The following is a 13,707-nucleotide window of genomic DNA, read 5'->3' as shown; positions in this document are numbered from 1 at the left end:
GCCTGTTACCACCTCTTGTCGGGAGCCGTGTCGAGCAGCGGCCGCAGCTTCTCGGCGATCGCCTCCCGGGCACGGAAAATGCGCGAACGCACCGTCCCGATCGGACAATCCATCACTGTCGCGATCTCCTCGTAGGCCATGCCTTCGAGCTCACGCAACATGATGGCTGTGCGCAGTTCTTCGGGCAGTGCTTCCATTGCGGAGGTCACCGTCTGTCCGATCTGCTTGGTCAGCAGCAGCCGCTCGGGGGTGTTGATGTCCCGGAGGTTGTCGCTGTCGTCAAAGTTTTCCGCCTCTTCGGAATCGAACTCCGTGCTGGTCGGGGCTCTGCGCCCCTGCGACACAAGGTAGTTCTTCGCCGTATTGACGCCTATCCTGTACAGCCACGTGTAAAACGCGCTTTCACCGCGGAACGAGGGCAGCGCACGGTAAGCCTTGATGAAGGCCTCCTGTGCCACGTCCTCTACCTCGGCCGGGTCGCGTATCAGGCGCGACAGCAGCCGTCCGAGCTTGCGCTGATACTTGCTGACCAACAGACCGAAGGCCTGCTTGTCGCCGCGCTGCGCACGCTCGACAAGCAGCTGGTCAACCTCTCGCTCGCTCATCTGGGCCGATGTTGTGCCACCCGGGTCTTTCACCGGCGCGGGTTTTGAACTGGCGCGCAGTATATCCGAGCGCGCAGGCCTGGGTACCACTTGGAGGGGGTGTAGTGTCGCGTCCATGCCTGCACAGACCGGGGGCTTCCGACAAAGTTCATTGCGACCAGCGTGTCCGCGGCCGGCATCCTCTCGCTGCGCTGCGATATAGTGCAGCCCTCCCATTGAACTGCTGATCGCCGTGCAGACATTCGACGTGCTGGTACTCGGAAGCGGCCTGGCCGGACAGGCGCTCGCTTTGCGACTGGCGGAAGCCGGTCGCCAGGTCGCCCTGGTCACCAAGCAGAAGCTGGAGGATTCGGCGTCCAGCTGGGCCCAGGGTGGCGTCGCTGCCGTGCTCGACAGCGAGGATTCGGTCGAGGCGCATCTGCGCGACACGCTGGTCGCCGGCGCCGGACTGTGCGACCCGGAGGCCAGCCGCTTCGTGGTCGAGAACGGCCGACGGGCGATCGAGTGGCTGATCGGCCGCGGCGTCCCCTTCACGCGCGACGATCAGACCTCGCTCGGTTACCACCTGACTCGCGAAGGCGGCCACAGTCACCGCCGCATCGTGCATGTGGCCGACGCGACCGGCTCGGCCATCCAGATGACGCTGACCGGTCAGGTCAAGGCGCACCCGAACATCCATATCTTCGAACGCCATCTGGCGGTCGATCTGATCGTCGGCTGGAAGATCGGTCGCCCCGAACTGGGCTGCGCCGGCGCCTACGTCCTCGATATCGAGAACGACCGCGTCGACACCTTTGCGGCGCCCGTGGTCGTGCTGGCAACCGGCGGTGCCGGCAAGGTCTATCTGTACACGACCAATCCGGATACCGCGACCGGCGACGGCATCGCGATGGCCTGGCGTGCCGGTTGCCGGGTCGGAAACATGGAGTTCATCCAGTTTCATCCGACCTGCCTCTACCATCCGCACGCCAAGTCCTTCCTGATCACCGAGGCGATGCGTGGCGAGGGCGGCCTGCTGCGGCTGCCCGACGGCGAACGCTTCATGCCGGCGCACGACGAGCGCGCCGAACTGGCGCCGCGCGACGTCGTAGCACGGGCGATCGACTACGAAATGAAGAAGCGCGGTCTCGACTGCGTCTATCTCGACGTGTCGCACAAGCCGGCCGACTTCCTGATCAGCCATTTCCCGAACATCCACGCCCGCTGCCTCGAACTCGGCATAGACATCACGCGGCAGCCGATTCCGGTGGTGCCGGCGGCGCATTACACCTGCGGCGGCGTAAAGGTAGACCAGCGTGCGCACACCGATGTCGACGGCCTGTACGCGATCGGCGAGACCAGCTACACCGGCCTGCACGGCGCCAACCGGCTGGCCAGCAATTCGCTGCTGGAATGCCTTGTCTATGCGGAGTCTGCGGCACAGGACATTCTCGCCCGCCCTGGCTCTTCCCTGCCCGACCTACCGGCCTGGGACGAAAGCCGCGTGACCGACGCCGACGAAGAGGTGGTGATCGCGCACAACTGGGACGAGCTGCGCCGCTTCATGTGGGACTACGTGGGCATCGTGCGCACCAACAAGCGCCTCGAACGCGCACTGCACCGTATCCGCCTGCTGGAACGCGAGATCGACGAGTACTACGCGCACTTCCGCATCAGCAATGACCTGATCGAATTGCGCAATCTGGTCATGACCGCCCACCTCATCGTGCGCAGCGCGATGCAGCGGCACGAGAGCCGCGGCCTGCATTTCAGTCGTGACTACCCCGATACCAGCGACGCAGCCAGCCCGACCATCCTGCGCCCGCGTCGCTCGCGTCAGCCTGAAGAACAGCACGCAACCACAGTCTGAAACGTCGGTAGTCGTCGACGCTGTCGAACTGGTCCGCAAACAGCAGCAGGTGCTGTCGACCGCCCTCGCCGTCCAGCGTGACCGAAGTCCATGCACGCCCCATTCTCGCGGCGTAGGGGCGGCCGCTAAGCGCCTCGCCGACGGACTGCACGCAGGTGAGGGATACGCCATCCTCGCACGCCAGCCCGCACAGGCGCCCCGCTCGCGCGCGCGCCGCTGCGGTCAGCAACAGCGAGAGCGCACAGAGCGCGATGGCGAGAGGGCCCAGCAATACCGACGCGACCACAGCGGCAAGCAAGGCGAAAAAAAGGGCCACGTCGCGAAGACGTGACCCTTTCAGATGCATCCGCCGGAAGCCCTGAAGCCGCTCGCGGTTCAAGGCCGGTCGCTCACATGCGACGGAAAACCAGCGTCGCGTTCGTGCCGCCGAAACCGAAGGAATTCGACAGCGCGGAACGGATGTTGATCTCGCGCGGCACCAGCGGCACGTAATCGAGATCGCAGGCCGGATCCTGGTCGCGCAGATTGGCGGTCGGCGGCGCGATCTGCTTGTGGATCGCCATCACCGTCACCACCGCCTCGATACCCGCCGCTGCGCCCAGTGCGTGGCCAGTCATGGACTTGGTCGAGCTGACGCACAGCGTTTTCGCGTGCTCACCGAAACAGCGCTTGATCGCCACCGTCTCGGCGATGTCGCCCAGCGGCGTGGAGGTGCCGTGAGCGTTGATGTAATCGACCTCATCCAGCGCCACACCGCCGTTGCGCAGCGCATTCGCCATGCTGCGCGATGCGCCTTCACCGTCCTCGCAGGGCGCAGTGATGTGATGCGCGTCGGCACTCATGCCGTAGCCCGCGAGTTCGCAGTAGATGCGGGCGCCGCGTGCCTTCGCGTGCTCGTACTCTTCGAGCACCAGCACGCCGGCACCTTCACCCAGCACAAAGCCGTCACGACCGCTGTCCCACGGACGGCTGGCGGTCTCCGGATCATCGTTACGACCCGACAGCGCCTTGGCAGCCGCGAAGCCGGCCACGCCCAGCGGGCACATCGTCGATTCGGCACCCCCGGCAATCATCACGTCGGCATCACCGTACTCGATCAGGCGCATCGCTTCGCCAATCGAGTGGTTGGCCGTCGCGCAGGCACTGACGGTCGCAAAGTTCGGGCCTTTGAAACCGTAGTTGATCGCCACGATGCCGGAGATCATATTGATGATCGAGCCCGGCACGAAGAACGGCGACACCTTGCGCACGCCGCCAGCCAGCATGGCGTTGTGCGTTTCCTCGATCATCGGCAGACCGCCGATGCCCGAGCCGACGCAGACGCCGATGCGTTCGGCGTTGGCCGGATTCGCCTCGAGTCCGGCGTCGCGGATGGCATCCATCGAGGCAGCGATGCCGAAATGGATGAAGGTGTCGAAACGCCGTGCCTCTTTCGGAGACAGGTAGTTGGCGACGTCGAAATCGCGCACTTCGCCCGCGATCTGGACAGGCAGGTCGGACGGATCGAAACGCGTGATGCGACGGATCCCCGACTTCGCCGCCAGGATATTCTCCCAGGCTTGTCCGACCGTGTTCCCGACCGGGGAAATGATGCCCAGGCCGGTGACAACTATTCTTTTACGTGCCAAAACGTACTCCGCTCGATGAAACGATCAGGCCTTGCTGGCCAGATGACGGTTCACGTAATCGATAGCCTGCTGCACCGAGGTGATCTTCTCGGCTTCTTCGTCGGGGATTTCGCATTCGAACTCTTCTTCGAGCGCCATGACCAGTTCAACCGTATCGAGCGAGTCAGCGCCCAGATCGTCCACGAAGGACGATTCGTTCTTGATCTCGGCTTCGTTGACGCCCAGTTGTTCGGCAACGATCTTCTTGACGCGTTGTTCGATGTTTTCCATTGCGGTACTCCTTCCCTGTGTATGCCCTGACTAGAGCGTGAGAGCGCGAAAAAAAAGTGGCGCGAGTGTAACAGAAAGCCTGGTCCACTTCGCCTTTGGAGGTGTATGGCGCTCGCGCGCCGCCCACCGCCGAATATCAGTGCATGAACATCCCGCCGTTCACATGCAACGTGCTGCCGGTCACGTAGGCGGCCAGCGGCGACGCGAGGAACACGACGGCAGCGGCCACTTCATCGGCCGAGCCAAGGCGGCCCAGCGGAATCTGGCCAAGCAGCGCGTCACGTGCGGCATCGCCCAGCGCCTCGGTCATGTCGGTGGCGATGAAGCCCGGCGCCACGCAATTCACGGTGATGTTGCGCGAACCCAGTTCGCGCGCCAGCGCCATGCTCATGCCGGCGACACCAGCCTTGGCGGCGGCGTAGTTGGCCTGCCCGGGATTGCCGGTTTCGCCCACAACGGACGTGATGTTGATGATGCGGCCGCTGCGCGCCTTCATCATGCCCTTCATCACCGCGCGAGACATCGTGAACACCGCCTTCAGATTGGTGTCGATGACCGCCTGCCACTCGTCGTCCTTCATCCGCATCGCGAGGTTGTCGCGCGTGATGCCGGCGTTGTTCACCAGCACCGAAACGGTGCCGAAGTCCTTCTCGATCGCGCTGATCGCGGCGGGAATCGCCGCGGTATCGGTCACGTCGAGCACGATGCCCCGCCCCCGGACGCCGGCAGTCTCGAAAGACTGCTGTATGCCTGCAGCGCCGGCTTCACTGGTCGCGGTGCCGATCACCGTGGCCCCGGCCTGGCCGAGCGCCAGCGCAATGGCCCGGCCGATGCCTCGGCTGGCGCCGGTCACCAGTGCGATCTGTCCGTCGAGAACACCCATCAATTCACTCCGATCTGTTGAGCAAGCTGTTCCAGCGCGGCACCGTCGGACAGCGCCACGCCGTTGAGGTTGCGGTCGATGCGCTTGGTCAGGCCGGCCAGCACCTTGCCGGGGCCGCACTCGGCGACCGTGACGACGCCCAGCTCAGCCATACGCTGGATCACCTCGACCCAGCGCACCGGTGCCGCCGCCTGACGGACGAGGGCATCGCGGATCGCGTCCGGCTCGTCCGGCGAAGCCACATCGACGTTATTCACCAGCGTAATCTGCGGCCGGCGGAACTCGACGTCGGGCAGCGCCTGGGCCAGCTTTTCGGCCGCCGGCTGCATCAGACTGCAGTGAAAGGGCGCACTGACCGGCAGCGCGACCGTGCGCTTGGCACCGCGCTCCGACAGCAACGCCATCGCACGCTGGACGGCTGCGGCGTGGCCAGCGATCACCGTCTGCTCCGGCGAGTTGAAATTCACAGCAGCGACCACTTCACCTTGCGCGGCTTCGTCGCAGCAAGCCTGCACTGCGGCTGCGTCCAGGCCCAGCACGGCGGCCATCGCGCCGGTACCGGCCGGCACCGCGTCCTGCATTGCCTGCGCGCGCAGACGAACCAGCGGCACGGCGTCCTTCAGTCTGAGCACGCCGGCAGCAACCAGCGCTGCGTACTCGCCAAGGCTGTGCCCGGCGACGACATCAGGAGCGCGGCCGGTACGCTTGACCCAGCTGCGGAACACCGCGACGCCGGCAGTCAGCATCAAGGGCTGCGTGTTGGTGGTCAGCGACAGGCGCTCGGCAGGACCGTCGGCCGCCATCGCCCACAGATCTTCGCCGAGAGCGAGCGAAGCTTCGTCAAAAGCCGCGCGGATTTCGGCATCGTCGCCATAGGCGGCCATCATGCCGACCGATTGCGAACCCTGGCCCGGAAAAACGAATGCGAGTTTCTGCATGGAAGACATCGGAAAATCGGTGGATCGGAAGCGAATGGATCAGAAGCGCAGCAACACGCCGCCCCAGGTGAAACCGCCGCCCACACCCTCGAGCATCACGTTCTGGCCCCGCTTGATGCGACCATCACGGACGGCGATGTCGAGCGCCAGCGGCACCGACGCAGCCGAGGTATTGCCGTGCTCGGCCACCGTGGTAATGACCTTTTCCATCGACATGTCGAGTCGCTTGGCAGTCGACTGAAGGATGCGGATATTGGCCTGGTGAGGCACCAGCCAGTCGAGCGCCGTCATCGGCAGTTCGGCCGCCTGCATCAGTTCGACCGCGGTATCGCCCAGCACGCGCACGGCGAACTTGAAAACCGCCTGGCCGTCCATCTGCAGCAAGGGCTTGCCGGCAACGGAGCCATTGCAGACCTGGCCCGGCACCGACAGGATGTCGTGATAGTGGCCATCGGCATGCAGCGCCGACGACAGGATGCCCGGCTCGCTCGACGCCTCGAGCACCACCGCGCCGGCACCGTCACCGAACAGCACACAGGTGCCACGGTCGTTCCAGTCGAGGATGCGCGAGAACACCTCGGCACCGACCACCAGCGCGCACTTGTGCGAACCGGAACGGATGAACTTCTCGGCGATGGTCAGCGCATAGACGAAACCCGAGCACACCGCCTGTACGTCGAACGCGGTCGCCGCGCGATTGCCCAGCTTGTGCTGCAGCAGGCAGGCGGTGCTCGGGAAAACCTGATCGGGCGTCGACGTGGCGACGATGATCAGATCGACCTCGCTCGCCTCGCGACCCGCCATTTCGAGCGCCTTGCGGCTCGCATTCAGCGCGAGGTCGCTGGAATGCTCATGCTCGGCGGCAAAGTGACGAAAGCGGATGCCAGTACGATCGGCGATCCACTCGTCCGACGTTTCGATGCCCCGTGCGACCAGATCATGGTTCGACACCGGCGCGCCGGGCAGATAGCCGCCCGTGCCGGTGATGCGGCAAAAACTCATGCAGCTACCTCGGTACGTGTCATGCATTCGGTGATGCGGGCGATCAGATCATTGCGCACTGCGTCTGCCGCGCGGGCGATGGCCTGCTCGAATCCGTAGGCATCGCTGGAGCCGTGGCTCTTCACGACGACGCCACGCAGCCCGAGCAGGCTGGCGCCATTGTAACGACGATGATCGACGCGGCGGCGGAAGGCGGCAATGACCGGGCGGGCAACCAGGTACATCAGCTTGCGCAGTGGTCCGCGGCTGAATTCCTCGCGCAGGAAGGTGCCTATCATCTGCGCCAGACCTTCGGAGGTCTTCAGCGCGACATTGCCGACGAATCCATCGCAGACCACGACGTCGGTCGTGCCCTTGTAGATGTCGTTACCCTCGACATTGCCGTAGAAGTTGAGATCGCTGGCGCGCAGCAGATCGGCCGCGCCCTTGACCGCCTCGTTACCCTTGATCGCTTCCTCGCCGATATTGAGCAGCCCGACGCTCGGACGCTCGCGCGACTCGAGCGCCGACACCAGCATCGCGCCCATCAGGCCGAACTGGAACAGGTGTTCGGAGGTGCAATCGACATTGGCGCCAAGGTCCAGCACGTAAGTGTGGCCCTTTACGGTCGGCAGGATGGAGGCAATCGCCGGCCGGTCGATGCCGGGCAGCGTCTTCAGGACGAACTTGGAGATCGCCATCAGTGCGCCGGTGTTGCCGGCGGACACTGCGGCCTGCGCGCGACCGTCCTTCACCAGGTCGATCGCCACACGCATCGATGAATCCTTCTTGCCGCGCATGGCTTGCGCGGGCGGCTCGTCCATGCCGACCACTTCGGTCGCATGGACGACAGAAATCCGCGGCTCGTTGTTCGCACCGAGACGCTTCAGTTCAGCGTCGAGCACATCCTTGAGCCCGACGAGCAGCAGACTGCAGGCCGGATCCCTGCGCAGATAGGCAAGGGCGGCAGGCAGGGTGACAGACGGACCATGATCCCCGCCCATGCAATCGATGGCCAGGGTGTAGCTCATGCCGCGCATCCGATCAATTCAAAGTCGCCCGGGGAGGCCGCACAGGTGCGGCGTGCCGGAAAGAACGACAAAGCGATGATCACTCGCCCTTGGTCTTGAGCACCTTCTTGCCGCGGTAGAAGCCGCTCGGCGAGATGTGATGACGCAGGTGGACCTCGCCCGTGGTCGACTCGACGGCGGTGGCCGGCGCGGTCAGAAAATCATGCGCACGGTGCATGCCGCGCTTCGACGGCGACTTCTTGTTTTGCTGGACAGCCATGAACAACTCCCCCGGATAACCGGATAAAAAACCACACAACCGCGCCCGCCGGATCGGATGATCCAGCCAGCCTCATTCAATTCCGTTTCAGCTGCCCGAGCACCGCGAACGGTGACGGCTTCGCCGAAGTCGTTTCCTGCTCACTCACACCTGCTATCGCCGGCGCATCGCACTGCTGATGCAGCGGTACCGCGGGCAATGCAAGCAGCACCTCGTCTTCGACCAGTGCTGCCAGATCGAGCGGCCCGTCGAGTTCCAGCGCCTCGAAGCTGTCGTCGTCGAGATCTTCGTCGCCCCAGGCTTCGCCAGCAAATACCAGGCGGAAGCGGGACTCGCTATGCACATCGATCTGCACGTCGCCGAGACAGCGCTGGCATTGCATCATCACATCTGCCGACACGGCGAGAGTCAGCCAGCATGCGCCCTCGGCGTCTAAGGAGCCCGCCAGCGACCACTCGATTCCGTCGGCACTGCGGCACTCCGCCGCCAGGCGCCCGAACGACGCCAGTGCGACGCGACCGGTCAGGCGCTGCTGCGCACGCGCTAGCTGCTGCGCGTCGAGCCGGACACGTACGTCATCGCCGCTCGATTCATTGCCGGCCGACACATTACCCGTCGACTTTCCGGCTCCGGCTGCTTCGGTCATGAACGTCTGCTTGCCCGATGATGCAATGGGCGGAGAAACAAACCCGAAATGATACTATCCCCTTGAAGCAGCTGTCAAAGCGCGCTCAGAATTTCGGCCTGCGAAGAAGCAGACCGGCACTCCGTTTTCCTCGTCCGCACATGTCCCCAGATCTTCCTCCGCTGGTCCTCGGCTCGTCCTCACGCTATCGCCAGGAGCTGCTGTCCCGGCTGCGCGTTCCCTTCACCACGGCGTCACCGGACATCGACGAATCGATGCTGGGCTACGAAACGCCGCGCGAACAGGCCATACGCCTCGCGCGCAGCAAGGCCGAGGCGATCGCGGCGCGCTTTCCCGGCGCCTGTGTCATCGGCTCCGACCAGGTCGCCTCCTGCGGCGGACATCGCTACGGCAAGCCGGGCAGCCGCGATGCCGCGATTGCCCAGCTGGCGGAACTGAGCGGCCGGACCGTCGTGTTCGACACTGCGCTGTGCGTAATCGATGGCCGCAGGGGCACACGGCATGAAGCCCTGGTGCCGACCGAAGTCGTATTCCGCGCGCTGTCTCGACCGGAAATCGAGCGCTACGTCGATCTCGACGACCCGCTGGACTGCGCTGGCGCCGCGAAATCCGAATCGCTGGGCATCGCATTGCTGGAAAGACTGAGCGGCGATGACCCGACCGCGCTGGTCGGCCTGCCACTGATCCGTCTCAGCGCGCTGCTGCGCGGCATCGGCTACCCGCTGCCATGAGCGCGACGACCTCGTCGGGCACGCTCTACATGCTGCCCAGCCCGCTCGACGTCGGCGCCGCATGCGCGCTCGACACGCCAGCGGCGGTACGCGACTGCGCACACCGCCTCGACTACTTCCTGGTGGAAAGCGCAAAGTCGGCCCGCGCCACGCTGAAGCGCCTGGAGCACCCGACGCCGCTGCGCGAACTCGAGATCGTCGAGTTGCCGCCGGAAAAGGACGGCCGGCTGCTGCGTGACCTGCTGGCGCCCGTGCTCGCCGGCCGCAGCGCCGGCGTGATTTCCGACGCCGGCTGCCCCGGCGTTGCCGACCCGGGTGCGCTGGCAGCACGCACCGCGCACACGATGGGCATCCCGGTCATGCCGCTGGTCGGCCCGTCCTCCATCCTGCTCGGTCTGATGGCGTCCGGCCTGAACGGGCAATCATTCGCCTTCCACGGCTACCTGCCGGTGGAGGACGCCGCGCGTGCAAGGACACTGGCAGAGCTGGAAAAGCAGTCGGCGCGACTGAGACAGACCCAACTGTTCATCGAGACGCCCTACCGCAACCTGAAAATGTTCGACGCGATCCGCGCTCACTGCCGCGGCAGCACCTTGCTGTGCGTGGCGGCGGCGCTGACGGCGCCCGATCAATTCGTGCGGACGAAGCCGGTGTCGAAATGGACAGCGGAGGAAATCGGACGCATCGACCGCCGCCCGACACTTTTCCTCCTGCTGGCCGACTGAGGCGTAGCCAGACGCCTCAGCGCATACCGACGCGATTCAGCACGCCGGTCACGCTCTCACCCAGATCGGCGCCCAGTTGCTTGGCAAAACGCTCGGCAATGTTCTGACGCTGCGTGAAATCGACGATGTCGGCAGCCTTGACAACGTCGCGCGCAACATACTCGACGCTGCCCAAGTCGTCGGCCAGACCCAGTTCGATGCTGCGCGAGCCGCTCCACATCAGGCCGGAGAACATGTCCGGCGATTCTTTCAGCCGCTCGCCGCGACCCTTGCGTACCACTTCGATGAACTGCTGGTGCACGTCGCCGAGAAGCTGACGCGCATGATCCTTGTGCCGCTCATCCTGCGGCGAAAACGGATCGAGAAAACCCTTGTTCTCGCCTGCGGTCAGCAGCCGGCGCTCGACCCCCACCTTGTCCATCAGCCCGGTGAAGCCGAAACCGTCCATCAGCACACCGATCGAACCGACGATGCTCGCCTTGTCCACATAGATGCGGTCAGCGGCCACGGCGACGTAATAGCCGCCCGATGCACAGATGTCCTCGACCACGGCGTACAGCGGCGTATCCGGATAGAGCGCACGCAGTCGGCCGATCTCGTCGTTGATGATGCCGCTCTGCACCGGACTGCCGCCCGGGCTGTTGATCTTCAGGATGACGCCCTGGGTGTTCTTGTCGTCGAATGCCGACTGCAGCGAGGACACGATGCGCTCGGCGCTCGCTTCGCCATTCGGCGCGATGACGCCACTGAGCTCGATCAGCGCCGTGTGCTTGCGGTGTTCCGCCTGGCTGAACAGGGAACTCCAGTCGATCAGCGCAAAGGTGAGCACGCCAAGGTAGGCGAAGCCGATCATCCGGAAGAAGATGCTCCAGCGCCGACGACGGCGCTGCTCGGTGACCGATTCGAGCGCGAGACGCTCGATCAGCTTGCGCTCCCACGTTGATTCAGGACGTTTGTCGGACGGCGTATCAGGTTCTGACATGATGTTTTGCTTACTCGCTGCGTGCTTCGGACAGCCACACCTGTCCATCGGATTCTTCGAGCTTCACCGGTTCCAGTCGTGCGCCGCGGCATGGGCCGCCGACACACAGCCCGGTGTCCGGTGCATAAAGGGCGCCGTGAGTGGAGCAGATCAAGTATAACTTTGAAGTATCGAAGAACTCGCCGTGATTCCAGTCGAGTTCTATCGGCACATGGCGGCAGCTGTTTACATATCCGTGCACCCGCCCGCGGAAACGTACGGCAAAGGCCTGCCGCGACTTGTCGCCAGCACCCGCGATCTCGAACCGCACCCCTGCTCCGCCTTCCTCCAGCGCGTCCGACGCGCAGACGTTCACGCGTGACATCGCAGCCATTCCGTCAGTTCGGCCACGCTGGCGGCGTGCGCACGCGGCGCCGCGTCGAGCAGTTCATGCAGAGGGTGGGCCCCATAACTCACCGCCACCGCCTCGCAACCCGCGTGACGCGCCATCAGCAGGTCGTGCGTCGTATCGCCGATGACCAGCGTGCGCTCGGGCGCGTGCGACAGTTCGTCCATCAGTTCCAGCACCATATCGGGCGCCGGTTTCGACACCGATTCGTCGGCACAGCGGGTGGACGCGAACATCGGCCCAAGGCCGGTGTGGCCGAGCGCGCGATTCAGGCCGACGCGGCTCTTGCCGGTGGCCACCGCAAGCGTGTGTCCGCGCCCGCGTAATTCGTCGAGCAGTTCGGGCACGCCGTCGAACAGCGTCAATTCATGGTCGCGCGCCAGATAGTGATAGCGGTAACGGCCGGCCAGCTCCTGATGGCGCGAAGCCGGCAGCTCGGGCACAGCGCGCGCCAGCGCGTCGATCAGCCCAAGGCCGATCACCGAGCGCGCGGTCGCGTCGTCTGGCGGCATGACCTCCAGGTCGTCGCAGGCGTGCTGGATGGCATGGACGATGGCCGCCGCCGAATCGAGCAGCGTGCCGTCCCAGTCGAAAACGATGAGGTCAAACTGTGCGGGCATGGTCTTGGTCGGTGTTGCGGGCTGCGCGGTCGAAGTCGCGCGGGTGCTGTGCGTCGAGCCGGCGCACGAAACCCGCCAGGTCCTCGGGCAGCGGCGCCTCGATCTGCAGGCGCTCGCCGGTCAGCGGATGGTTCAGCGTCAGGCTGTGGGCGTGCAGGAACATGCGCGGCAGCCCCTCCTTGCGCAGCGCCTTGTTCAACGGGAAATCGCCGTACTTCTCGTCGCCGACGATAGGGAAGCCGCTGGACGCCAGGTGCACGCGGATCTGGTGCGTGCGGCCAGTCTTGATGCGCACACCGAGCAGGCTGTAGCCGGGCCAGCGCGCCTCAAGTTCGACAATCGAGTGGGCCGCCTTGCCGTCGGGATCGACCGATACGCGGCGCTCGCCCGACTCCGTCAGATACTTGGTCAGCGCCAGCTTGATGTGCTGCAGCGGATTGAGCCAGCGGCCCTTCACCAGCGCGAAGTATCGCTTGTCCATGCCGCCATCGCGGAAGGCATCGTGCAGCGCGGTCAGCGCCGATCGCTTCTTCGCCACCAGCAGAATGCCCGAGGTTTCACGGTCCAGCCGGTGCGCCAGTTCGAGCAGTTTCGCCTGCGGACGCGCCCGGCGCAGGCTTTCGATGACGCCAAAGCTCACACCGGAGCCGCCATGAACGGCAATACCGGCCGGCTTGTTGATGGCGAGAAAGGCGTCGTCCTCGTAAAGGATGTCGAATTCCATTGCCGGAATGGCTGCCGGCGTACCCGGATCCGCCATGCGGATCGGCGGAATGCGCACCTCGTCGCGCTCGGCAAGCCGGTAGGTCTGATCGACCCGCTTGCTGTTAACACGCACTTCGCCGGAGCGCAGGATGCGATAGACGTGACTCTTCGGCACGCCCTTGCACACCCGCAGCAGGAAGTTGTCGATGCGCTGCCCGGCCTCTTCCACATCCACGACATGCCGCACAACTTTCGGAGCTTTACCCAACTCCTTCATTTCAAATATACTGCGACGGGTTTTCGGTCTGATTTCGAAGCAGACGCAGTGCGGAGCACATCCAGCTCGAAGTGGCGGACGCCGGGTGACAGATTGACGGTGAAGTGCTTCCTCATGCAGTCCTTCTTGGCAGACGAAAACCGGATCACGGGTTAATCCCGCTCACCCAAAGTAGCGAGTGTACTGAGT

Annotated in this window: 16 protein-coding genes; 3 read left to right on the top strand and 13 right to left on the bottom strand. The window is 64.7% G+C overall.

The window, feature by feature from the left end; all coding sequences use genetic code 11:
- Positions 1 to 5: 5 nt before the first annotated feature.
- The gene (gene rpoE, locus WJU27_RS02900) at positions 6 to 605 is read right to left on the bottom strand and encodes an RNA polymerase sigma factor RpoE (RefSeq protein WP_019917809.1); all 600 of its coding nucleotides are present in this window, start codon (positions 603 to 605) and stop codon (positions 6 to 8) included.
- A gap of 232 nt (positions 606 to 837) precedes the next feature.
- Here rpoE and nadB point away from each other — a divergent pair, with 232 nt between their 5' ends.
- Positions 838 to 2,454, top strand: a complete 1,617-nt coding sequence (gene nadB / locus WJU27_RS02895) for an L-aspartate oxidase (RefSeq protein ID WP_020165065.1) — start codon at positions 838 to 840, stop codon at positions 2,452 to 2,454.
- A gap of 389 nt (positions 2,455 to 2,843) precedes the next feature.
- Here the strand turns inward: nadB and fabF are convergent, their stop codons facing one another.
- The 8 genes from fabF to WJU27_RS02855 all read right to left on the bottom strand — a co-directional run bounded on the left by fabF (position 2,844) and on the right by WJU27_RS02855 (position 9,090).
- Positions 2,844 to 4,082: a beta-ketoacyl-ACP synthase II gene (fabF, locus tag WJU27_RS02890; protein WP_020165066.1), complete on the bottom strand. Its 1,239-nt coding sequence runs from the start codon at positions 4,080 to 4,082 to the stop codon at positions 2,844 to 2,846.
- A 24-nt stretch (positions 4,083 to 4,106) separates the two neighbouring features.
- Positions 4,107 to 4,352, bottom strand: a complete 246-nt coding sequence (acpP, locus tag WJU27_RS02885; RefSeq protein ID WP_019917806.1) for an acyl carrier protein — start codon at positions 4,350 to 4,352, stop codon at positions 4,107 to 4,109.
- A gap of 136 nt (positions 4,353 to 4,488) precedes the next feature.
- Positions 4,489 to 5,235 (bottom strand): 3-oxoacyl-ACP reductase FabG, encoded by a 747-nt coding sequence (gene fabG / locus WJU27_RS02880; protein WP_296812238.1) that lies wholly within the window; start codon positions 5,233 to 5,235, stop codon positions 4,489 to 4,491.
- On the bottom strand, positions 5,235 to 6,173 hold the full coding sequence (fabD, locus tag WJU27_RS02875; protein WP_296812240.1) for an ACP S-malonyltransferase: 939 nt from the start codon (positions 6,171 to 6,173) through the stop codon (positions 5,235 to 5,237). The genes fabG and fabD overlap by 1 nt, the downstream gene beginning before the upstream one ends.
- Positions 6,174 to 6,212: 39 nt before the next feature.
- A complete protein-coding gene (locus WJU27_RS02870) occupies positions 6,213 to 7,175 on the bottom strand; it encodes a beta-ketoacyl-ACP synthase III (RefSeq protein WP_341421080.1) in 963 nt (320 codons plus the stop codon).
- The gene (plsX, locus tag WJU27_RS02865; RefSeq protein ID WP_341421079.1) at positions 7,172 to 8,185 is read right to left on the bottom strand and encodes a phosphate acyltransferase PlsX; all 1,014 of its coding nucleotides are present in this window, start codon (positions 8,183 to 8,185) and stop codon (positions 7,172 to 7,174) included. The genes WJU27_RS02870 and plsX overlap by 4 nt, the downstream gene beginning before the upstream one ends.
- Before the next feature lie 79 nt (positions 8,186 to 8,264).
- Positions 8,265 to 8,444, bottom strand: coding sequence for a 50S ribosomal protein L32 (rpmF, locus tag WJU27_RS02860; RefSeq protein ID WP_019917801.1), 180 nt, complete (start codon positions 8,442 to 8,444; stop codon positions 8,265 to 8,267).
- Positions 8,445 to 8,520: 76 nt separating this feature from the next.
- Positions 8,521 to 9,090, bottom strand: a complete 570-nt coding sequence (locus tag WJU27_RS02855; RefSeq protein ID WP_341421078.1) for a YceD family protein — start codon at positions 9,088 to 9,090, stop codon at positions 8,521 to 8,523.
- A gap of 140 nt (positions 9,091 to 9,230) precedes the next feature.
- On the opposite strand from WJU27_RS02855, the gene WJU27_RS02850 reads away from it, so the two are divergent.
- A complete protein-coding gene (locus tag WJU27_RS02850) occupies positions 9,231 to 9,821 on the top strand; it encodes a Maf family protein (protein WP_341421077.1) in 591 nt (196 codons plus the stop codon).
- The gene (locus WJU27_RS02845; protein ID WP_341421075.1) at positions 9,818 to 10,546 is read left to right on the top strand and encodes an SAM-dependent methyltransferase; all 729 of its coding nucleotides are present in this window, start codon (positions 9,818 to 9,820) and stop codon (positions 10,544 to 10,546) included. The genes WJU27_RS02850 and WJU27_RS02845 overlap by 4 nt, the downstream gene beginning before the upstream one ends.
- 16 nt (positions 10,547 to 10,562) lie before the next feature.
- Here WJU27_RS02845 and WJU27_RS02840 read toward each other — a convergent pair whose 3' ends face one another.
- Genes WJU27_RS02840 through WJU27_RS02825 form a run of 4 tightly spaced genes read right to left on the bottom strand, consistent with a single transcriptional unit; the run spans position 10,563 to position 13,518 of the window.
- Positions 10,563 to 11,528, bottom strand: a complete 966-nt coding sequence (locus WJU27_RS02840; RefSeq protein ID WP_341421074.1) for a S49 family peptidase — start codon at positions 11,526 to 11,528, stop codon at positions 10,563 to 10,565.
- 10 nt (positions 11,529 to 11,538) lie between these two features.
- Positions 11,539 to 11,892, bottom strand: a complete 354-nt coding sequence (locus WJU27_RS02835; RefSeq protein WP_296812251.1) for a Rieske (2Fe-2S) protein — start codon at positions 11,890 to 11,892, stop codon at positions 11,539 to 11,541.
- Positions 11,880 to 12,536 carry an HAD family hydrolase gene (locus WJU27_RS02830; RefSeq protein WP_341421073.1) on the bottom strand — a complete coding sequence of 219 codons (657 nt, stop codon included), beginning with the start codon at positions 12,534 to 12,536 and terminating at the stop codon, positions 11,880 to 11,882. The genes WJU27_RS02835 and WJU27_RS02830 overlap by 13 nt, the downstream gene beginning before the upstream one ends.
- A complete protein-coding gene (locus tag WJU27_RS02825) occupies positions 12,520 to 13,518 on the bottom strand; it encodes an RluA family pseudouridine synthase (RefSeq protein ID WP_341421072.1) in 999 nt (332 codons plus the stop codon). Before WJU27_RS02825 ends, WJU27_RS02830 begins: the two co-directional genes overlap by 17 nt.
- Positions 13,519 to 13,707 lie beyond the last annotated feature (189 nt).

Origin of the sequence: Methyloversatilis sp. NSM2, from assembly GCF_038066675.1 — a bacterium.
Lineage (GTDB): Bacteria > Pseudomonadota > Gammaproteobacteria > Burkholderiales > Rhodocyclaceae > Methyloversatilis > Methyloversatilis discipulorum_A.
This window is presented reverse-complemented; position numbering and strand designations above follow the sequence as displayed.